The sequence below is a fragment of the Cupriavidus sp. SZY C1 genome (assembly GCF_032190535.1).
Lineage (GTDB): Bacteria > Pseudomonadota > Gammaproteobacteria > Burkholderiales > Burkholderiaceae > Cupriavidus > Cupriavidus pauculus_C.
This window is the reverse complement of record NZ_JAUANU010000003.1, coordinates 1-20,424: the sequence shown is the minus strand read 5'-3', so window position 1 is coordinate 20,424 and position 20,424 is coordinate 1. Positions and strand designations below refer to the sequence as shown.

At 69.2% G+C, this 20,424-nt stretch carries 17 protein-coding genes; 9 read left to right on the top strand and 8 right to left on the bottom strand.

The features are described 5' to 3' along the window. The first annotated feature begins 56 nt into the window (after nt 1–56). Together clsB and QTN24_RS06410 are read left to right on the top strand one after the other, a co-directional pair. Nucleotides 57–1,328 carry a cardiolipin synthase ClsB gene (clsB, locus tag QTN24_RS06415; RefSeq protein ID WP_124686344.1) on the top strand — a complete coding sequence of 424 codons (1,272 nt, stop codon included), beginning with the start codon at nt 57–59 and terminating at the stop codon, nt 1,326–1,328. Then, the gene (locus tag QTN24_RS06410; RefSeq protein ID WP_124686343.1) at nt 1,325–2,344 is read left to right on the top strand and encodes a lysylphosphatidylglycerol synthase domain-containing protein; all 1,020 of its coding nucleotides are present in this window, start codon (nt 1,325–1,327) and stop codon (nt 2,342–2,344) included. The genes clsB and QTN24_RS06410 overlap by 4 nt, the downstream gene beginning before the upstream one ends. Here QTN24_RS06410 and QTN24_RS06405 read toward each other — a convergent pair. The 3 genes from QTN24_RS06405 to QTN24_RS06395 all read right to left on the bottom strand — a co-directional run bounded on the left by QTN24_RS06405 (nt 2,310) and on the right by QTN24_RS06395 (nt 5,267). Continuing rightward, nucleotides 2,310–2,750 carry a M23 family metallopeptidase gene (locus QTN24_RS06405; RefSeq protein WP_253700371.1) on the bottom strand — a complete coding sequence of 147 codons (441 nt, stop codon included), beginning with the start codon at nt 2,748–2,750 and terminating at the stop codon, nt 2,310–2,312. The two genes, QTN24_RS06410 and QTN24_RS06405, sit on opposite strands and share 35 nt — an antisense overlap. Nucleotides 2,751–2,938: 188 nt before the next feature. Then, nucleotides 2,939–4,345, bottom strand: coding sequence for a dihydrolipoyl dehydrogenase (locus QTN24_RS06400; protein ID WP_313835904.1), 1,407 nt, complete (start codon nt 4,343–4,345; stop codon nt 2,939–2,941). A 190-nt stretch (nt 4,346–4,535) separates the two neighbouring features. Then, entirely contained in the window at nt 4,536–5,267 is a 732-nt protein-coding gene (locus QTN24_RS06395) for a glutathione peroxidase (protein ID WP_124686340.1), read from the bottom strand. Nucleotides 5,268–5,504: 237 nt separating this feature from the next. Here QTN24_RS06395 and QTN24_RS06390 point away from each other — a divergent pair, with 237 nt between their 5' ends. Beyond that, nucleotides 5,505–7,241, top strand: coding sequence for a dipeptidase (locus QTN24_RS06390; protein WP_313835900.1), 1,737 nt, complete (start codon nt 5,505–5,507; stop codon nt 7,239–7,241). 283 nt (nt 7,242–7,524) lie between these two features. Here the strand turns inward: QTN24_RS06390 and QTN24_RS06385 are convergent, their stop codons facing one another. The 4 genes from QTN24_RS06385 to QTN24_RS06370 all read right to left on the bottom strand — a co-directional run bounded on the left by QTN24_RS06385 (nt 7,525) and on the right by QTN24_RS06370 (nt 11,868). Further along, nucleotides 7,525–8,004 carry a DUF1348 family protein gene (locus QTN24_RS06385; RefSeq protein WP_124686338.1) on the bottom strand — a complete coding sequence of 160 codons (480 nt, stop codon included), beginning with the start codon at nt 8,002–8,004 and terminating at the stop codon, nt 7,525–7,527. A gap of 126 nt (nt 8,005–8,130) precedes the next feature. Then, nucleotides 8,131–9,207, bottom strand: coding sequence for an alpha/beta fold hydrolase (locus QTN24_RS06380; protein ID WP_313835898.1), 1,077 nt, complete (start codon nt 9,205–9,207; stop codon nt 8,131–8,133). Nucleotides 9,208–9,589: 382 nt separating this feature from the next. Further along, a complete protein-coding gene (locus QTN24_RS06375; protein WP_124686336.1) occupies nt 9,590–9,841 on the bottom strand; it encodes a hypothetical protein in 252 nt (83 codons plus the stop codon). Nucleotides 9,842–10,113: 272 nt separating this feature from the next. Then, nucleotides 10,114–11,868: an FAD-dependent oxidoreductase gene (locus tag QTN24_RS06370; RefSeq protein ID WP_124686335.1), complete on the bottom strand. Its 1,755-nt coding sequence runs from the start codon at nt 11,866–11,868 to the stop codon at nt 10,114–10,116. A 356-nt stretch (nt 11,869–12,224) separates the two neighbouring features. Between QTN24_RS06370 and QTN24_RS06365 the strand changes: the two genes are divergently transcribed. From QTN24_RS06365 to QTN24_RS06340, 6 genes are all read left to right on the top strand, one after another. Then, a complete protein-coding gene (locus tag QTN24_RS06365; protein WP_313835896.1) occupies nt 12,225–13,751 on the top strand; it encodes an acetyl-CoA hydrolase/transferase family protein in 1,527 nt (508 codons plus the stop codon). Between the two features lie 270 nt (nt 13,752–14,021). Continuing rightward, entirely contained in the window at nt 14,022–14,294 is a 273-nt protein-coding gene (locus QTN24_RS06360; protein ID WP_313835894.1) for a hypothetical protein, read from the top strand. A gap of 9 nt (nt 14,295–14,303) precedes the next feature. Continuing rightward, nucleotides 14,304–14,828, top strand: coding sequence for a helix-turn-helix transcriptional regulator (locus QTN24_RS06355; protein ID WP_124686333.1), 525 nt, complete (start codon nt 14,304–14,306; stop codon nt 14,826–14,828). A 109-nt stretch (nt 14,829–14,937) separates the two neighbouring features. Next, a complete protein-coding gene (locus tag QTN24_RS06350; protein WP_313835889.1) occupies nt 14,938–15,894 on the top strand; it encodes a patatin-like phospholipase family protein in 957 nt (318 codons plus the stop codon). 236 nt (nt 15,895–16,130) lie between these two features. Next, complete coding sequence (locus QTN24_RS06345) at nt 16,131–16,508, top strand: hypothetical protein (RefSeq protein ID WP_313835887.1); 378 nt, start codon at nt 16,131–16,133, stop codon at nt 16,506–16,508. Between the two features lie 232 nt (nt 16,509–16,740). Beyond that, entirely contained in the window at nt 16,741–17,952 is a 1,212-nt protein-coding gene (locus QTN24_RS06340; protein ID WP_313835886.1) for a BON domain-containing protein, read from the top strand. A 133-nt stretch (nt 17,953–18,085) separates the two neighbouring features. Here the strand turns inward: QTN24_RS06340 and QTN24_RS06335 are convergent, their stop codons facing one another. Continuing rightward, nucleotides 18,086–20,029: a methyl-accepting chemotaxis protein gene (locus QTN24_RS06335; protein ID WP_313835884.1), complete on the bottom strand. Its 1,944-nt coding sequence runs from the start codon at nt 20,027–20,029 to the stop codon at nt 18,086–18,088. Between the last annotated feature and the right edge of the window lie 395 nt (nt 20,030–20,424).

Below are 20,424 nucleotides of genomic sequence, written 5' to 3'. Positions count from 1 at the left end.
GAACGCCCGCCGGACGCAGGCGGCGCGGCAGGCATCAATCGTGCTAGTTGCCGGAAATGAAATACGAATGGACTACCGGAAACCGGTTCCGGCTGCTGGAAAACGGCGAGGAATACTTCCCCCGCCTGATCGCCGCCATCGACGCCGCCCGCGCCACCGTACTGCTGGAAACGTTCATCCTGTTCGAGGATGACGTCGGCAACCAGTTGGCCGACGCGCTGGCCCGCGCCGCACGCCGCGGCGTGCAGGTGGCGCTGACCGTCGACGGCTTCGGCACGGCCGACCTGTCGACCGACTACATCGCGCGGCTGACCGAGGCCGGCGTGGTGCTGCGCCTGTTCTCGCCGGGCCGGCGGCTGCTTGGCAAGCGCACCAACCTGTTTCGCCGGCTGCACCGCAAGCTCGTGGCCGTGGACGCGTCGCTGGCATTCGTCGGCGGCATCAACCTGTCGGTCGAGCACCTGGTCAAGGCCAGCCCGCTGTCCAAGCAGGACTACGCGGTGGAAGTGCACGGCCCGGCCGCGCAGGTCATCCACAGCTTCATGCTCGAAGCGATCGATGCCGGCGCCACCGGCCCCCACGCGCGCCGGCGCCGCCGCCTGCCGCGTCCGGGCGCGGGCGACGGCTACGACCCGGCGCTGGCCGGCGCGGCGCTGCTGGTCACGCGCGACAACCAGGACCACCGCAACGACATCGAGCGCCATTACCTGATGGCGATCCGCGCCGCGCGGCGCGAGGTGATCATCGCCAACGCCTACTTCCTGCCCGGCTACCGGCTGCTGGAAGCGATCTGCGCGGCGGCCGGGCGCGGCGTGGACGTGTGCCTGATCCTGCAGGGCCGGCCCGACATGCTGTGGGTCAAGCGCACGGTGGACATGCTCTATGCCCGGCTGCGCGAGGCGGGCGTGCGGATCTTCGAATACTGCGAGCGGCCGAACCACAGCAAGGTGGCCGTGGTCGACGACGACTGGGCCACGGTGGGATCGAGCAACCTCGACCCGCTGAGCCTGTCGCTGAACCTGGAGGCCAACCTGATCATCCGCGATGCGGAGTTCGTCGCCACGCTCAAGCACAACCTGCGCGGGCTGATGTCGCGGAGCTGCACCGAGGTGTCGGCGGCGGACCACGCCCATGGCCGCTGGTGGCACCGCATCGCCACGCCGGTGATCTTCCACTTCCTGCGCAAGTTTCCCGCCTGGGCGGGATGGCTGCCCGCGCATACCCCCCGGCTGGTGGCGCCCGAGGTGCCCACGCCGGCCGAACAATCCGCCGCGATGCCGGTGCGGCCCGTGCCGCCCGTGCAGCGCGTGCAAGGGGATGGCCCATGACGACGTCCACCAACCTCCGCCGCTCGCTGCGGCGCGGCATCCGCTGGTCCATCGTCAAGCGCGTGCTCGGCATCGCGTTCGTGGCGGTGGTCGTGTACCTGATCTACCGCAGCCTCAGCGGCGTGGACTGGCCGCAGGTCTGGCAGTCGCTGAAAGCCTACAACGTGGCCACGCTGCTGCCGGTGGTGGGGCTGGCGTGCGTCAGCTTCGCGCTGCATGCGTCGTTCGACATCCTGGGGCGCCGCTACACCGGCCACCACCTGTCCGCGCCGCGCGTGATGGTCATCGCGTTCATCGCCTACGTATTCAACCTGAACGTGGGGGCGATGATCGGCGGGCTGGGCATGCGGCTGCGGCTCTATTCGCGCGCCAACGTCAGCGGGTCGCAGGTGGCGGGCATCTACACCATCGCCATCATCACCAACTGGACGGGCTACATGCTGCTGGCGGGCGTGGTGCTGACGGCGATGCCGCCGACGCTGCCGGCCGACTGGGGCATCACGCCGTGGATGCTGCGCGCGCTGGGCGTGCTGATGCTGGCCTGCGGGCTGGGCTACTGGCTGGCCTGCGCCAAGGCCAGGACGCGCAGCATCCGCTTCAAGCGGCACGTGTTCCGGCTGCCCGGCTTCCGGTTCGCGCTGCTGCAGAACGCGCTGTCGGTGACCAACTGGATCGTGCTGGCCAGCATCCTGAACCTGCTGCTGCCCAAGGAGGTGACGCTCTGGCAGGCGCTGGGCGCGCTGCTGGTGGGCGCCGTGGCCGGCGCGCTGGCGCATATCCCGGCCGGCATCGGCGTGCTGGAAGCGGTGTTCGTGGTGATGCTGCGCCCGGTGGCGCCCGAGCATGTGGTGGTGGCGGCGCTGATCGCCTACCGCGCGCTGTACTACCTGCTGCCGATGGTCATCGCGTCGGCCGCCTATGCGTGGATGGAACTGCGCGGCGCCCGGGCCGGTGCGGTGGAGGCCAAGCCGCGCGGCGACTTCATGGCGAAGCCGTCAGCAGCGGATAGGGATTGATCGCGCCGCCCGCGCCATAGACGCCGTAGTGCAGGTGCGGCGGCGTGCCTCGCGCGTTGCCGGTGTCGCCGACGTAGCCCAGCGGGGTGCCGGGCGCCACACGGTCGCCGGCGCGGATCGGCGCGTAGCCGTCCAGGTGGGCGTAATAGTGCATCTGCCGCCCCGGCCCCATCACCCAGACGACGTTGCCGCCCAGCCGGTTGGTGCCGACCCGCGTGACGATGCCCTCGGTGGCGGACAGCACCGGCCGGCCCCGGCTGGCGAAGATGTCGATGCCCTCATGCTTGCGGCCCCCGCTGCGGGCGCCGCCCCAGGTATCGCGCAGCGCCTTGCGCGAGACGCCCTGCACCGGCACGGGCAGCGACGTCGGCGCGGGCTGCGCGGACAGCCGGGCCGCGTAGATCATCCGGTCGATGGCCGGCGCCAGCCACGGCCACGCGGCCCAGGCGATGGCGACGAGCAGCGCCGGCGCGATCCAGCGGGACAAGGAAAAACGGGGGACGGGAGTCGGTTCCATAGGCCGTTCGATCGGCCGGGCGGCCGGAGATTCCCGCCCCGCCCCGCCCCGCCCTGCCCTGCCCCGTCACGCTGCGCTCAGGCCGCGGCCTTGAGTTGCGTCAGCTGCGCCTGGGCGTCGCGCAGCGCGGTGCGCAGGCCCTCTTCCACCACCGGGTGGTAGAACGGCATCGCCAGCATGTCGGCGATGGTCAGGCCCTGCTGGTACGACCACGCCAGCAGGTGCGCGATGTTCTCGGCGCGCGGGCCCATCCATTCGGCCCCCAGGAAGCGGCCCGTGGCGCGGTCCGCGTACACGTGCATCAGCCCCCGGTTCTTCAGCATCACGCGGCTGCGGCCCTGGTCCTCGAAGCTGACCTCGCCGGTGACAAAGCTGCCCTGGGTCAGGTCGGCAAAGCGCTTGCCGACCATGGCGATCTGCGGGTCCGAGAACACCACGGCGATGGGCGCGCGGCGCTTGAGCGGGCGCAGCTTGGGCCAGTGCGCGGCGTTCTCGCCGGCAATGCGGCCCTCGTCGGCGGCCTCGTGCAGCAGCGGCAGCACGTTGTTGGCGTCGCCGGCGATGAACACGGGCGCGTCGCCACACTGCAGCGTCACCGGATCGAAGACCGGCACGCCGCGGGCGTCCAGCACCAGCGCGGTGTTCTCGATCTGCAGCGTATCGACGTTCGGCCGGCGGCCCGTGGCGGCCAGCACGTAGGCAAAGCGTTCGGTCACCCGGGTGCCAGTCTCGTCGTCGAACGTCAGCACGGCCTCGTCGCCTTCGCGGCGCATGTCGACGACGTTCGCGTCGGGCAGCAGCGAGAATTCGCCCTGGAACGCCTGTGCGGCATAGGCCCGCACGTCCGGGTCCGTCAGCGGGCCCACGCCGCCGCCCACGCCGAACACGCGCACCCGCACGCCCAGCCGGGACAGCGCCTGGCCCAGTTCCAGCCCGATCACGCCGGGGCCGAAGACCGCCACGCTGGCGGGCAGGTCATCCCAGGCAAACACGTCGTCGTTGATGATCAGGCGGTCGCCGAAGACCGCGAACGGCGGCGGCACGGCCGGGCGCGAGCCCGTGGCGATGACCACGCGGCTGGCGCGCACCACGGTGTCGCCGCCCACCTGCAGGATGGTGTTGTCGATGAAGTAGGCGTGGCCGCGCAGGCGGTCTGCCTCGGGGATATTCTCCACACCGCGCACCACGAAGCCGACAAAGCGGTCGCGCTCGCTGCGCACGCGCTGCATGACCTCGCGGCCGTCCACGCGCACCGGGCCATCGACATGGACGCCGAACGGGGCGGTGTGGCGCGCCTCGTGGGCGGCCTCGGCGGCGGCGATCAGCAGCTTCGACGGCATGCAGCCCACGCGGGCGCAGGTGGTGCCGTACTCGCCACCCTCGATGATCACGGCGCGCTTGCCGGCTTCGATGGCGGCGCGGTAGGCGGCCAGGCCGGCCGTTCCCGCGCCAATCACTGCCACGTCGGTCTGAATCGTTTTCATGGTCGTTTTCCTTGTACTGCCGGGCTATCAATCGGCGGATGGGATGGCACGGCCCGCCATGGCGCGGCCAGGCAATGCCATCGGGTCCGGCGACTGCAACGTTGTTGCCGCGATGGGCGGCGGTTGGAGTGCGGGGGGAAAAGGTGCCCAGGACACCGGCCGGGGGAGCCGGGCCCGGGCGGGGGGAGGATCAGGCGCCCAGGTATTGTTCGAGCGCGGCGGCGCCGCCCACGAGCTTGCCGTTGATGAACACCTGCGGCGCGGTCATTTCACCGGACACGGCGCCCAGCACCTTGCCGCGGATCTTGTTGTCCAGCGGCACGTCGATGTACTCGTAGCCCTTGTCCTGCAGCAGTTGCTTGGCCTTGGCGCAGTGCGAGCAGCCAACCTTCGAGAACACCACCACCTGGTCCGGGCGGCGGGCGTCCGGGGCGATGTAGTTCAGCATCGTGTCGGCGTCGGACACCTTGAACGGGTCGCCCGGCTCTTCCGGCTCGATGAACATCTTGTCCACCACGCCGTCCTTGACCAGCATCGAATAGCGCCAGCTACGCTTGCCGAAGCCCAGATCGGCCTTGTCGACCAGCATGCCCATGCCGTCGGTGAACTCGCCGTTGCCGTCGGGGATCATGACGATGTTCTCGGACTCCTGGTCCTTGCTCCACTCGTTCATGACGAAGGTGTCGTTGACCGACACGCAGAGGATGGCGTCCACGCCGGCGGCGCGGAAGGCCGGGGCCAGTTCGTTGTAGCGCGGCAGGTGGGTGGACGAACACGTCGGCGTGAAGGCGCCCGGCAGCGAGAACACCGCTACGGTCTTGCCATGGAACAGCTCGGCCGTGGTCACGTCCTTCCACTCGTTGTTGTCACGCACTCGGAACGTGACGTTGGGAACGCGTTGGCCTTCACGGGATTGCAGCATCGGAAACACTCCTTTGGGTTAGTTGGGCGTCACGTGCGGTGACGACGGAGTGCATTCTCCCTGTCCGAATGTGATGCGGGAAATTTATTGTTTTTACCGCACTCATTGAAACTAACTATTATCAATCGTCGAAAGGCGATTGACCCAGACTATCGGGTGGTGTCCGGGCCGCTTTCGCCGACGTGCCGCCATGGCTATCATGCGCACACACCAAAAACCACGAAGGGACATCCATCCATGACTCGCCTGCCCGTCCGGCTGCCCACGGCTACCCTGCTGGCCGCCGCGCTGCTTGCCATCACCCCCGGCAGCACGATTGCCGCGCCGCTGGCCAAGCCCGAGATCGACAAGCTCGTGGCCAGCGCCACCGCCACGCCGCCCGCCAGCTTCAACGCGTTCCTGGACACGGCCGTCAAGGCCGACCCCAAGCTGACCCGCAGCGTGCGCGCCTACCGCGCCAGCCAGCCGCTGCACGGCGACGACCTGGTCAACATCGGCCGCCTGCTTGGCATCTACAACCGCGTGCACAACCACCAGGCGGTGCTGGACAGCATCAGCGAGATGGTGGCGCTGCGCACCGTGCGCGACGACAAGATGCCGCAGCACGAAAACCCGGCCATCGTCGATTTCGGCACGCTCGTGGCGCGCTTGGCGCGTGACTTCGGTCTGCAGTTCCGCAACGTCGACAACCGCGTGTTCGAGGTGACGCTGCCGGGCCAGGGCAGCGAGACGTTCGGCATCCTCACGCACGCCGACGTGGTGCCCGTGGTGGCCGACGAATGGATGCTCGACGACGGCACGAAGCTCGACCCGTTCAAGGTCACGCGCGTGGGCGACTACCTGTACGGGCGCGGCACGATCGACGACAAGGGGTCGATTGCCGCCGCGCTCTACGCGATGAAGACCGTGCGCGAGAGCGGCGTGCCGCTGGCGCGGACGATCCGGCTGATGATCGAGACCACCGAGGAGACCGGCGGCGACGGCATGAAGTACTACCGCGACAAGACCGCCCTGCCCGAGTACAACATCGTGCTCGACAGCAAGTACCCGGCCGTGGTGGCCGAGAAAGGCTCCGGCGCGCTGACCGTGCGCTTTGCCGACCAGCCGGTGGACGGCAAGACGCCGGCCATCGTCGCCATGGCGGGCGCGGCGTCGGCCAACGCGATCCCGCAGACGGCCACCGCGCGCATCACCGGCGGCGACCTGAACCAGGTGGCGGCCACGCTGGAACGCGCACGCGACGCCTTCATCGCGCAGCACGCCGCGCAGGGCAAGTTCTCGATCGACATCGCGCGCAGCGCCGACGCCGTCGACGTGAAGGTCACGGGCGTCTCGGCCCACGGATCGCGGCCCGAGGAAGGCGTGAACCCGGTACCGCGCCTGGCGATGTTCCTGCAGGCGTCCGGCGTGCCGTTCGCCGACAACCAGTACGCACGCGCCACGCGCTACCTGACGGACCTGTACGGCACCGGCTACCTGGCCGAACAGCTTGGCGTGGGCTATCGCGACGACTTCATGGGCCCGCTGACGGTCTCGCCCACGCTGATCCGCGCACGCAACGGCAAGCTGGAAGTCACCGCCAACGTGCGCATGCCTCGCGGCAGCACACCCGACGCGCTACGCAGCCGCATCGCGGAACGCATCCAGGCGTGGTCGTCGCGGACCGGCACCGCGCTGGAGATCCAGCACGACCAGGGCGACTGGATGGCCCGCGACCCCAAGGGCGCATGGCTGGCCACGCTGCTGAACATCTACGGCGACACCACCGGGCTCGAAGCCAAGCCCGTGCCAACGGCCGGCAGCACCACGGCCAAGCTGATGCCCAACGCCATCAACTTCGGCCCGGCCATGCCCGGCAAGAAGTACACCGCCCACAACGCCAAGGAATACAAGGAAGTCTCCGACCTGAACCTGGACATGCAGATGTTCACGGAGATGCTGGTCCGTGTGGGGAACCTGGAACGGATGCAGTGAGGGGGTGGGTCAGGGAGCGGGGATGGGGGAGCGGGGATGGGGGACGGTTGTCGCTTGTCGATTTTCGATTTCGCTTCCCGCAGACCGGCCCGGTTTGCTCCCCTCTCCCGCCTGCGGGAGAGGGGTTGGGGGTGAGGGCGTTGAGGATCTGCTTGCCGACAGGTCGCAATTTGGACCGCCTGCCCTCACCCCCGGCCCCTCTCCCGCGCGCGGGAGAGGGGAGCAAACAACCAGTGCGGATTCGGGGCAGGGAGAGCAGGCGGCCGCTAGCGGATGGCCCCCCTCAAAACCCCAGTTCGCTCAAGCCCGGGTGATCGTCGGGCCGGCGGCCCAGCGGCCAGTGGTACTTGCGGTCGGCCTCGCGGATCGGGGCGTCGTTGATGCATGCGAAGCGGCGGCGCATCAGGCCGTTTTCGTCGAATTCCCAGTTCTCGTTGCCGTACGAGCGGAACCAGTTGCCCGAGTCGTCGTGCCATTCGTAGGCAAAGCGCACGGCGATGCGGTTGCCGTCGTGGGCCCACAGTTCCTTGATCAGCCGGTAGTCCAGTTCCTTCTGCCACTTGCGCGCCAGGAAGGCGACGATCTGCTCGCGCCCGTTGACGAATTCCGCGCGGTTGCGCCAGGCGCTGTCGACGGTGTAGGCCAGCGCCACGCGGTTGGGATCGCGGCTGTTCCAGCCGTCTTCGGCCGCGCGCACCTTGGCGGCGGCGGTTTCGCGGGTGAACGGGGGCAGCGGCGGGCGGACTTCGGGTTGGCTCGACATCGGCAAGGCTCCAGAAAGGATGAGATTCGTCGGAATGGGATACGTGTCGACCTGATGTAGACAGATCTGTCTCATAGTGTTGGGTAGACAGATCTGTATGTCAAGGACAAATTGCCGTCTGCGCGGCTATACCCGCTGGCGGTCGAAGCCCGATTCGCGCGCCAGGACGATGGCCTGCGAGCGGTTTTCCACTTCGAGCTTCGAGAAAATGCTGGTGATGTGGTTGCGCACGGTCTTCTCGCACAGCCCCAGGTGGGCGGCGATCTGGGCGTTGTCGCGGCCCTGCGCGATCAGCACGACGATGTCGCGCTCGCGCCGCGTCAGCGTGCCGAAGGCCGGGTCGGTCGACGGCGCCGGTGCCGGCAGGAATGCGCGCACTTCCTCGATCCAGCGCTCCCAGGCCGGCTCTGACTCCAGCAGCAGATGGTTGCCACTGTCCAGCGGCACGAACCGCGCGTTGGGGATCATGCTGGCGATCAGCCGGCCTTCGTCGAACGGCACGCGGGCGTCGCGCACGGCGTGCAGCACCAGCGCCGGGCACGCAACCTGGGGCAGCAGCTCCACCACGTCGATGTCGTTGAAGATCCGCATGAAGCGCGCGGCGTTGACCGGCGACGTCGACACGCGCTCCAGTTCGTTGAACCAGCGGTGCTGCTCGGCCGTGCCGCCGGGGATGAACTGCGTGGTGAAGAACTGGCGGAAGGCCGGATTTTCCTGGCCCCAGCCGATCTCGGCCAGCCGGATCATCAGCTCGGCTTCCTCGCACATCTCGGGGCCCTGGTTGCGCTTCAGACGGCCGCGCGCGTAGCCGCCGTGCAGCACCAGGTGGCTGACCCGTTCGGGGTGCGCCACCGCGTAGGCCACGGCAATGGACGCGCCCTGCGAGATGCCGAGCAGCGCAAAGCGGTCCACGTTCATCGCGTCGACGATGGTTTCCAGGTCGCGCAGCCAGGCGTTGAACGACAGGTCGTCCACATGGCGGTCCGACAGCCCGCAGCCGCGTTCGTCGTAGCGGATCAGCGTGTGCTGCTCGGACAGCGCGCAGAGCATGTGGCTCCAGACCGGGCTGCCGACGTCGAACTCCAGGTGGCTCATCCAGTTGGCGGCCTTGACCAGCGGCGTGCCGCTGCCCGTGATGGCATACGCCAGGCGTACGCGGTCCGGGCAGGTGCATAGGCGGATCTGCTGCTTGAGCATCGGCATGGGCGGGTCGCGCGCGGGGCAGGTTACAGGCGGCGCGGCGTGCCGCCGCCGGTGGACGGGCGATGGCGCGCCGCCCGGGGTGGTGCCGGGCGACTCACCTATCTTAGACAACGAACCCCACCTCGCCGACATCGATGAGGACAGTCGGCCGCGCAATGTGCGGAAGGCCAGACGCGGGGCGTGGGCCACGCGCCGGATCGGATACGCCACGGTTGGGGGATGGACGCGCCTTGCCGGCCCGCGCCGGCAAGGCAATCGGCCGCACGGGGCTGCCATGCGGCCGGGAAGGCGGTTCCGGGGCCCGCCGGATCAGCAAGCTCGGCCGTCGTCGGCCGGACATCGTCCGACTGCGGCAGGCCCGGACCGCGTGACGCGCCAGGCGTCAGGCGGCGCGCATCGCGCAGTCGCCCGGGCCGCCCACGCTGCGGGCGCCGTCGGTGTACGCATCGCGCGGGCCCATGCGGTTGCCGCCATCGCTGAACGCATCGCGCGGCCCCATTCGGGCGCCATCGGTGTAAGGATCGAACGCCCCGCGCTTGCAGGCGGACTTGCCCACATGCAGCGCCGAGCCGTTCGCCGGCATGAATGCTTCGCTCCACGCCGCGTGGGCGGCCGGGGCGAATCCGATGGTCAATACGGAAACGGCGGAAACTGTGGAAACGGCAACCAGGGTCTTTGCAACAAACGTACGCATCGCGACTACTCCAACTTTTGAACTCCGATCAGAAGACGAACACGGATGGCCTTGGCCGGGATGGCGCTGGCCGATCCGTGACGACATTGTCGGAAATGGCGCGATGGTGCGTAGGAGACGGGTGTCCCGGTTTTCCGGGCGTTCGCGGGAAAACCCGGTGCCGGGACGTGGGACTTCGGTCCTGCACCGGGGGTAAACCTCGGGGCGGCGCGTCAGACCCGCGCGTGCTGGAGCGTGGCCAGGTAGCGGTGGATCTGCGCGACCACGGCGGCGCCCTCGCCCACGGCCGCCGCCACGCGCTTGGTCGATCCCGAGCGCACGTCGCCGATCGCAAACACGCCGGGCACGCTGGTTTCCAGCGTGTAGTCGGCCCGGTCCGTGCACGAATGGTGCGCCTCGTAGCCGGTCAGGATGAAGCCCTTGTTGTCGGTTTCCACGTGGCACGAGCGCAGCCATTCGGTGTTGGGCGCGGCGCCGATGAACAGGAACACGTGGCGCATCGGCACGGCCACGCAGTCCGGGCCCTGCGCGCGCTCGCGGTAGCGCACCGTGGACAGCCAGCCGTCGCCCTCCATCGCCGTGATCTGCGCGTGGGTGTGCAGGTAGACGTTCGGCAGGCTGCGCAGGCGGTCGATCAGGTAGCGCGACATCGTGGCTTCCAGCCCCTCGCCGCGCACGAGCATGTGCACCTCCGCCGCGTGGGATGCCAGGTACACGGCGGCCTGCCCGGCCGAATTGCCGCCGCCCACCAGCATCGCGTGCTCGTCCTTGCACAGCTTGGCCTCCACCGGCGACGCCCAGTAATAGACGCCGCGCCCCTCGTACTTGTCCAGCGATTCGATCTCGGCACGCCGGTACTGCGCGCCGCTGGCGATGACCACGGTCCGCGTCTGGATGCGCTGGCCGTCGTTCAGTTCCAGCACGATCGGGCTCTCGCCGCAATGCAGCGCGCGGGCTTCGAGCGGAATCGCCAGGTGCGCGCCGAACTTCAGCGCCTGCACGAACGCGCGGCCGGCAAGCGCCTGCCCGGAAATGCCCGTCGGAAAGCCCAGGTAGTTTTCGATGCGCGCACTGGCGCCCGCCTGCCCGCCCGGCGAGCGGCAATCGATCACGGCCACCGATAGCCCTTCGGACGCCGCGTAGACCGCCGTCGCCAGCCCGGCCGGCCCGGCGCCGACCACGATCACGTCGTAGACGTGGTCCGGATCGAACTCGGGCACCAGCCCCAGGCAACTGGCAAGCTGGCCCTCGTCGGGCGCGCGCAGCACGCTGCCGTCGGGGCAGATCACCATCGGGAAGTCGCTGGCCGGCGCCTTGCTCAGGTCGAGCAGGCAGACGGAATCGGTGTCGGTCTCCACGTCGATCACCCGGTGCGGATGCCCGTTGCGCCGCAGGAACGCCTGCAGCGACAGCAGCAGCGGCTGGGTGCCCTTGCCCACCAGCACCGGCCCGCCGCCCTGCTCGATCAGCCCCACCCGCCGCAGGATCAGCGCACGCATGATGCGCTCGCCCAGGTCGGCCTCGGCCACCAGCAACGCGCGCAGGCTGGCCGGCGGGATGACCAGGATCGTGCAGTCCTCCAGCGCCACCGCATCCACCAGCGCGGGCTTGCCGGTCAGTTGCCCGACCTCGGCCAGGAACTGGCCCGGCCCTTCCTCGGTGATCGGCGAGCTATGGCCCAGGCCGTCGCGCCGGTCGATGCGCACCCGGCCAGACAGCACCACGTGCATGCCGCGCCCCGCATCGCCCACGCGGAACACCAGCTCGCCGGCCTGCCACGTGCGCACCTGCCCAAAGCGCTGGATGCGCGCGATCTCGGCCTGCGTCAGCGTGGGAAACATCTGATGGCGCCGTGTCTCCAGATTCGAGAACGGCGCCTCCAGTTCGGCCGCCGGCGCCTGCGCGCCCGGCACCTCGTCGTTGTCTGGCCGGGCGTCGAGTTCCGACGTTGCCTGCGTCATCTCCATGCTGTTCCCCAAGTTCGGTGGTCAAGATTGCCTGGCCCGTACGCCGGCCGCGCTGCAGAAGATAGTAATCCGCCTAGGCAGGAATCACAGACGGACTTTGGGACACGCCGCGCATGCACCGTCCTTGCGCATGGTCATGCGGCGTCCGGGGCGCCCCCTGTATGGTTTCGCACGCTACGCCGCCGGCGTGCCACCGTCATGACGATGAAAAAATCGACTGATTTCCAGAGCTTTAAATCATGGTGAGAATATTAAGCGCTCGCTACACTGTCCTGCGCACCTTCAGGACGCACCGTCCGTCGCGGACCTCCGGGGCCCCGGGCGGCAGACCAGACAGCCCCCAGCAAGGAGACTAGATGTACCGCGATCGCATTCGCCTGGCCGCCCTCCAGGACAGGATCATGTCGGCCGAAGACGCCGCGACGCTGATCAAGGACGGCATGACCGTCGGCATGAGCGGCTTCACCCGCGCCGGGGACTGCAAGGCCGTGCCGCTGGCGCTGGCCCGCCGCGCCGCCACCGATCCGCTGCAGATCACGCTGATCACGGGCGCATCGCTGGGCCACGACACCGACCGGATCCTTGCCGAAAGCAACGTGCTGGCGCGCCGCCTGCCGTTCCAGTCCGACGCCGCCCTGCGCCGCAAGATCAACGACGGCGAGGTCATGTTCATCGACCAGCACCTTGGCGAGACCGCCGAGCAACTGCGCAGCGGCCAGATCGGCCCGGTCGACGTGGCGGTGATCGAGGCCGTTGCCATCACCGAGACCGGCGGCATCGTGCCGACCACGTCGGTCGGCAACTCGGCCAGCTTCGCGCGGATGGCCCGGCAGGTCATCGTCGAGCTGAACCTGAACATGCCGGCCGGGCTGGAAGGGCTGCATGACATCGCCTACCCGGTGCAACGCCCCTACCGCCAGCCGATCCCGCTGATCGCCGTGGAGCAGCGCATCGGCCTGCCCTACATTCCCGTGGACCCGGCCCGCATCGCGGCCATCGTCATCACGGCGCGCGACGACAGCCCGTCGAACGCGCTGCCGCCCGACGCCGAGACCAGCCAGATTGCCGGCCACCTGAACGCGCTGCTGGAGCGCGAAGTGCGCGCGGGGCGGCTGGCGCCGTCGCTGCAACCGCTGCAGGCCGGCATCGGCACGATCGCCAACGCCGTGCTGCACGGGCTGGCCGACTCGCCGTTCCACGACCTGACCATGTATTCGGAGGTCCTGCAGGACAGCACCATCGCGCTGCTCGACGCTGGCAAGATGCGCTTTGCCTCGGCCGCCTCGATGACGCTGTCCGCCCCGGTGTACCACCGCGTCCTGGCCGACATCGACCGGTACCGCCAGAAGCTGCTGCTGCGGCCGCAGGAGATCAGCAACCATCCCGAAGTGCTGCGCCGGCTGGGCCTGATCACGATCAACACGGCGCTGGAATGCGACATCTACGGCAACGTGAACTCCACCCACGTGGGCGGCACGCACATGATGAACGGCATCGGCGGCTCGGGCGACTTCGCGCGCAACGCCTACCTGTCCGTGTTCGTGACCAAATCCGTGGCCAAGGACGGCCGGATCTCCAGCATCGTCCCGATGGTCACGCACGTGGACAACAGCGAGCACGACGTGGACATCCTGGTGACCGAGCACGGCCTGGCCGACCTGCGCGGCCTGGCCCCGCGCGAGCGCGCGCTGCAGGTCATCCAGAACTGCGCCGACCCGGCATACCGCGACGGCCTGCTGGACTACTACCGCCGCGCCTGCCTGCGCGGCGGCCAGACACCCCACGTACTGGAAGAAGCGTTCGCGTGGCACGTCCACTACCGCGAGCACGGCACCATGCCGACGCAGGCGGGCAAGGCAGCCAACGAGGAACTGGCGGCCTGAGGCTTGCCTGCGGGGCGACTCGCAGGTGATGGGTGCGAAAGCCCGAAGCGTTTGCTTCGGGCTTTTTTCTTGATGGCCACGCATGCGGCCGGGGCGATCGCATGGCAGTTAATTGCAGACACATAACCGCGCGAGAGCGTGACAAAGTGTGATGAAAGCCACACATGGCGTCGCCGGGTTGGTAGGCTGCGCGGGCGTCGGTGTGGATCAAGCGCAGCCCATGTTGTCGCTTGACAACCGACCCTTTGCAACCTAACGTGGGTGGGGCTGATGGGTCGAACAAGACATCCCAAGAAAGAAGTCGAAGCGGCTGTCCGGTATGCGGAACAGGAGTTTTGGCGATGCACGGTGGGCGGCGCTCACGCGTGGGGCAAGCTTTACTGTCCGTACCACTGCGCGGCGTGCCGATGTGGTGAATTCTGCATCGTGTCGATCTGGAGCACGCCGCGCGATCCCGCGCAGCATGCCCGGTTCCTGCGTCGCGTGGTGGACAACTGCGTCATCCGTCAGCACTGCAAAGCGCCTCCCGGTGTCTCGCACTGATGGATCGACATGGAATACAACTTCACGCTGAAATACCAACTTTCCGATGACGACAACGATCACGACGAGATCGTGGAACGCCTGGGCGCGGCCGGCTGCGACGACGCCCTGGTCGGCATCGGCATTCCCGGGCGCATCGCCCTGATGTTCGCGCGGGAGGCGGAATCTGCCAACGCGGCGATCGTGACCGCACTGGCCGACGTCCGCGCGGCCGTCCCCGCGGCAAGGCTGGTCGAAGCTACGCCCGATCTGGTGGGCCTGACCGACGTTGCGGAAACCATCGGCGTGTCGCGCCAGAACATGCGCAAGCTCATGACAAGCCATTCGGCGTCGTTTCCGTTGCCGGTGCACGAGGGGTCTGCCTCGGTCTGGCATCTGGCCGACGTACTGCACTGGCTGGCCCAACGTGGCAGCTATGACATCGACCCGATCCTGCTCGATGTGGCGCAGGCCACCATGCAGGTCAATCTTGCCCGCAGCGCAACCCGCCTGCCGCCCGAAGTCCGCCAGCAGCTCGAACCGCTGCTAACCTGACCGGCCCCCTCGCACTTCCCCGAGCTTTTGCCCGGCCGCGAAGTGGCCTATTCTCTCCACACCACGCCAATTCGACCCATTGACGGGCGCGCGCCCGATCTTCGAGACCATGGAAAAGACTGCATTCGTGTTTGCCGGCGGCGGCAGTTTGGGCGCCATCGAGGTCGGCATGCTCCGGGAGCTGGTGAACTGGGGGGTATCGGCCGACCTGGTGATCGGGGCGTCGGCGGGCGCCATCAATGGCGCGTACTTTGCCAGCAATCCGCACGCCGACGGCACGGCGAAACTGGAAGGCCTGTGGCGCAGCATCACGCGCGCGGAGGTGTTGCCGTGGTCGTGGCGCAGCATGCTCGGGATGATCATGGGCAACCGGGGGCATCTGGTGGAGTCGCAGGCGCTGAAGCGGTTGCTGACCCGCCATTTTGGCGAGGCCAGGATCGAGGACGCCCGGCTGCCGTTGCACATCGTGGCCACCGACATGCATAGCGGCGCGGAGGTAGTGCTGTCGTCGGGCAACATGGTCAAGGCGGTGCTGGCCAGCGCCGCCATTCCCGGCGTGTTTCCGCCGGTCGAGATCGACGGCCAGAAGCTGATCGATGGCGGCGTTGCCAACAACACGCCGGTGTCCACGGCGATCCGGCTGGGCGCCACGCGGATCATCGTGCTGCCGGCCGGCTTTGCGTGCGCGGAGCGTCGGCCGCCCAAGGGGGCGATCGAGCACGCGTTCAACGCCCTGTCGCTGCTGGTGGCCCGCCAGCTCGTGCACGACCTGGAACGCTGGGGCGATCACGCGCACATCGCCGTCGTGCCGCCGCTGTGTCCGCTGGACGTCTCGCCGTACGACTACAGCCGCTGCGGCGAACTGATCGACCGCGCGGCCGGGGCCACGCTGGCGTGGCTGCGGGCGGGTGGGCTGGAAAGCCGCCGCGTGCCCGGCGCGCTGGAGCCGCACGAGCACGACGCCGAAAACCCGAGCTGCAGCGCCGACATCGGCATGCCCGCGCCCGGCGCCATCCACACCCATCACGGGCACGACCACTCGACCAGCCAGCGCGGCCTCCACTAGCCCGGCCATCCAGACTGTTGGGCGCCGGCCGACGGTCTGGCGCCCGGTGTTGGCATTCTCTGCCCAGGCATCCCGTTTTTTCGCGTCGAAAGTGGCGTTGGCCGCCTTCCAGGGCCGGGATTGCCGATGGCATGTTCTCTGCAATCTGACGGAGCAGCCGCGGCGCCCGCCGCGGCATCGAGCGCGGCGCCGCCGCCTTGCTGATCCCGAGCGTTCGCGCTCCCCCGGAGACCGTCATGTTGATTCCGCCCCAGCCGCGGCCGGGCGCCGTCGCGCCGCGCCTGCCGCCCGAAGCCCGCTTCTTCCGCTACCGCCTGCGCGGATTCATCCTGCTGTTGCGGGTGCTGCTGCTGTGCTGGCACGCCGGGGCGCACGCCGACCGCCCGCTGCCGAACCCGCCCGCGCAGCCGACGCTGCCCAATTTCCTGGAAGCCACGGCCGTCGACTACGCGCACAGCCAGCTGTTCAATACCGTGGAAGGCATCGCGCCGGTCCGGGAGCCGCGCAGCGCCCGCCCCGAGCCGTCGCCGGGCCCGGCGCCGTCCTCGCCAGCAGCCGGGGCGCCGATGCTGGCCCCGCCATCGGGCAACCTGCGCCGTGTGAACGCTCCGTGACACGCGCCGGTCCCTGCCCCGCCCCGCCGACGTGCAGTCTTTACATGCAGCCGGGCAACGCTTGCATGGCGCCGGCCCCGCCCCTTCGCCCGCCACGCCAGTCTCCACAAGGGCCGGCGGCGACGGTACGGAACTTGCCCCTATCCTGGAATGGCCAGCGACATGGCCAGCCGTGCCCGGCGGGATGCCCGTTGCGGCACGCATGGCAACCGCAACTTTTCAGGAGCGCAACATGGGCGACTACCAAAGCGAGCGATATCGCCGGAACACCCCCTGGCGAACCGAGGACAACCGGCGCGACGACGACCTGGGAGACCCCTGGGACGACAACCGCGGCTCCCGATGGACCCGTGACGACTGGCAGCCCGAATCGTCGGGCGATAGCTGGGACGAGGCGCGCCGCCGCCAGCGGCTGACGCCGGGACAACTGAGCGAAGGCGGCCCCGTGCCGTCGGGCTACCGCAGCGGCAGCGAACAGGGCAGCAACCTGCGCTACGGGCTCAACGGCGGCTACGGCTGGGAGCCGGAGCAGGAAGAAAACTGGCGCCTGCAGGAGCAGTACAAGAGCCGGCAATACGCCAGTGAATATGGCGATTACGGTGACGTGGGCGACACGGGCGGCCAGCGCGGGCAGCAGCAGCGCGACTTCGGCGGCGAAAGTGGCTATGGCGGCTACGGCGGCAACTACGGCTCCGGCTACGGCGGTGGGTCGGGCGAGCGCTACGGCAGCCAGCAGCGCGGCCAGTTCAGCGACAGCGGCTACGGCCAGCAGCGTGGCTTCGGCAATGCGGACCAGGAATGGCTGCGCGAGGCCGAGCGGCGCGCGCCGGCCCATCGGGGCCAGCGTGGCCAGGGCGGGCAGACCGCCTACTTCAACGACCTGCGCAGCGACACCCGCTACTGGACCGAACCGCGCGACGAGTGGGGCGACAACCGCCCGCAGCACGCGCAGCGCTACGGGCGCGACTACATGTCGTCGCGCGGCTACGACGAGGAGCTTGGCTACGGCCAGCGCCGTTCGTCCGGCAACGACTGGCGCGACCGTGACGACGACGACCGCGAGTACCGCGAGGAAGAACACGGCCCGCTCTACAACCTGGGCCACCGCATCGGCCAGGTCATGAGCGAATGGTTCGGCTCGGACTCCGAGGAAAAGCGCACCGGCCCGCGCGGCTACACGCGCACCGACGAGCGCATCCGCGACGAGATCTGCGAGCGCCTGACGTTCACCACCGGGCTCGACGTCCGCGAGGTGTCCGTCGACGTCGACAAGGGCAAGGTCACGCTGAGCGGCACCGTGCAGACGCGCGGCCAGAAGTACGACATCGAGGACCTGGCGGACAACACGTTCGGCGTCACCGAGGTCGAGAACAACATCCGCGTCCAGCGGCCGCAGGATGTCGATAAAGCGGTAAGCGGCGCCGGCGGCTTCAACGGCTGGTGATCGCGGCGGCGGCGCCTTGCCGCCGCCCTGGCCACCGCCTCCGTCCGGAAGGCTGATTGGGACTTGGCGCCTGTGTCACAGCGGGCGCCCTTTTTATGTCCGGGCCGGCACCCCCCGGGTGGCTGTCCGCCGGTCAGGCCGCCAGCCGGAACACGCTGACCGCCTGTTCCATCCGCTCGGCCTGTTCCTGCAGCGCCCGCGCGGCCGCCGCGGCCTCTTCCACCAGCGCGGCGTTCTGCTGCGTCACCTGGTCCATCTGCGTGACGGCCTGGTTCACCTGTGCGATGCCGCCACTCTGCTCGTGCGAGGCACGGCTGATGTCGTCCATCATGCCGGTCATGCGCTGCACGGCCGCCACCACGCCGTTCATGGTCGCCGCCGTGTCGTTGGCCAGCGCCGTGCCGCTGGCCACGCGCCCGGCCGACTGCGAGATCACCGCGCGAATCTCCTTGGCCGACGTCGCGGCACGCTGCGCCAGCGTGCGGACCTCGCCCGCCACCACGGCAAAGCCGCGCCCCAGCTCGCCGGCGCGGGCCGCTTCCACGGCGGCATTGAGCGCCAGGATATTGGTCTGGAAGGCAATGCTGTCGATGACGGCAATGATGTCGACGATGCGGCGCGAATCGGCCTCGATCTCGCTCATGGTCTGGCGCATCCGCACCACGGCCTCGCCGCCGGCCACCGCGACGCTGGCCGCCTCGGCCGCCAGGGTGCTGGCCTGGCTGGCGTTGCCGGCGTTCTGCTGGACGATCGACGTCAGCTCCTCCATGCTCGCTGCCGTCTGTTCCAGCGACGACGCCTGCGCCTCGGTGCGCTGCGACAGGTCGGCGTTGCCCTGCGCGATCTGGCCGGCCGCCACCAGCACGTTCTGCGCGCTGTCGCGCGTGTCGCCGATGATGCCGCGCCACGCGTCCACCAGCGTCATCAGGTGCCGCTTCACGTCGCTCAGTTCGTCACGGCCGTGGGCCGCGATCCGCACGGACAGGTCGCCGCTGTTGATGCGCGCCACAAGGTCGGCCACGTCGCGCACGTCGTCGCGCATGCCCCGGCTGAACCCGGCGAACAGGTACAGCGCGCCGCCGACCGTCGCCAGCGCGATGGTGGCCAGCAGCGCCAGCTTGCGCTGTTCCGCCGCCACGCGCTGGCCCAGCATGGTTTGCGCCAGCGTCGCGAACTCGCGGCTGACGGCCGACACGGCGTCGATCGCGGCCGTGCCTTCGGCGAAGTACGTCTTGGCGTCGATCGTGATGCCAGCCGACCCCAGCATGCTGACCTTGAGCGTGCGATAGAAGTTGTCGACGGCGGCCAGCTGGCGCACCGCCGCGGCCACGCGGTCGCGGTACTGCGGCGCGCCGTGCTCCACGCGCGCCATGTCGCGGCGCACCGTTTCCAGCCCGTCCTGGATCTGGTCGGCCAGCGCCGCCAGGTCGGCCTGCTGGGCGGCGTCGGAGTAGCCACCCTGCGCGATGATGCCGGCGCCGCGCCCGCGTGCCAGCGCGCTGACCTCGGCCAGCTTGGGCATCGGCCCGACCATCAGGTTGACCAGGTAGTAGGAACCGGCCTCGGGATCGAGCGCCAGCGACGACCGGTCGGCCACGTCCGCAATGAACAGGCGGGTCTGCTTGACCAGGTCCGTATGGCGGCCGAACAGCGGCGCGGCGGCCGTGTCCAGCCCGAGCCGGCGAATCTGCTGCCAGCCTTCGTCAAGCTTTCTGGCGTCGGGCACCACGTCGAAGGTCTGCACGGCCGCCGCCTCGGCCAGCAACGCCGCCAGGTGCTGCCCGGCCTTGCCATCGGCGGCATCGAACGTGGGCCGGAAGCTGGCGTTGCCCAGCAGCACGCCGTTGGCCGCGCCACGGCGCACCTGCGTCTCGCGCATGAAATCCAGCGCCAGCCCGGCCAGCTTCAGGCCGCGCTGCTCGTCGCGCGTCTCGTGGATCGACTGCACCGACTGGTTCAGCACGGCGAACAGCGCCCCGCACAGCGGGATCAGGAAGAGCACGGACAACAGCACCAGCTTACGCGAGATGGTCAGCCGCGCCATCAGGCGGATGGCAGGGGTCAGGAAAGCGGTCACGATGCTCCTTGTATCGAAGTCCTTTGCCCGCTGTAACGGCGTCAATGCCGCGGAATGAAGCCGTTTTTCCTGCGATTTCGGAGGGATTTTGATGCTGCACAACCGGGGTGCAGGCAGCGCACAGTGGGGGTGCGGCGGGGCACGGATTTGGCGCTGCGACGAGCGTCTCACGCCGATGGTTGGCTCCCCTCTCCCACTTGTGGGAGAGGGGTCGGGGGAGAGGGCCGGCGGCGCTATATGCGACGGGTCGGCAAGCAGAGCCTCGACGCCCCCGCCCCCCACCCCCCCCCCCCCCGCGGGGGGGGGGGGGCCACCCCCCCCCCCCCCACCCCCAAACACAAACCCGAGCCCCCCCCACCACCCCCCAACGCGGTGCCGCGGAAATTGGGCCCGCC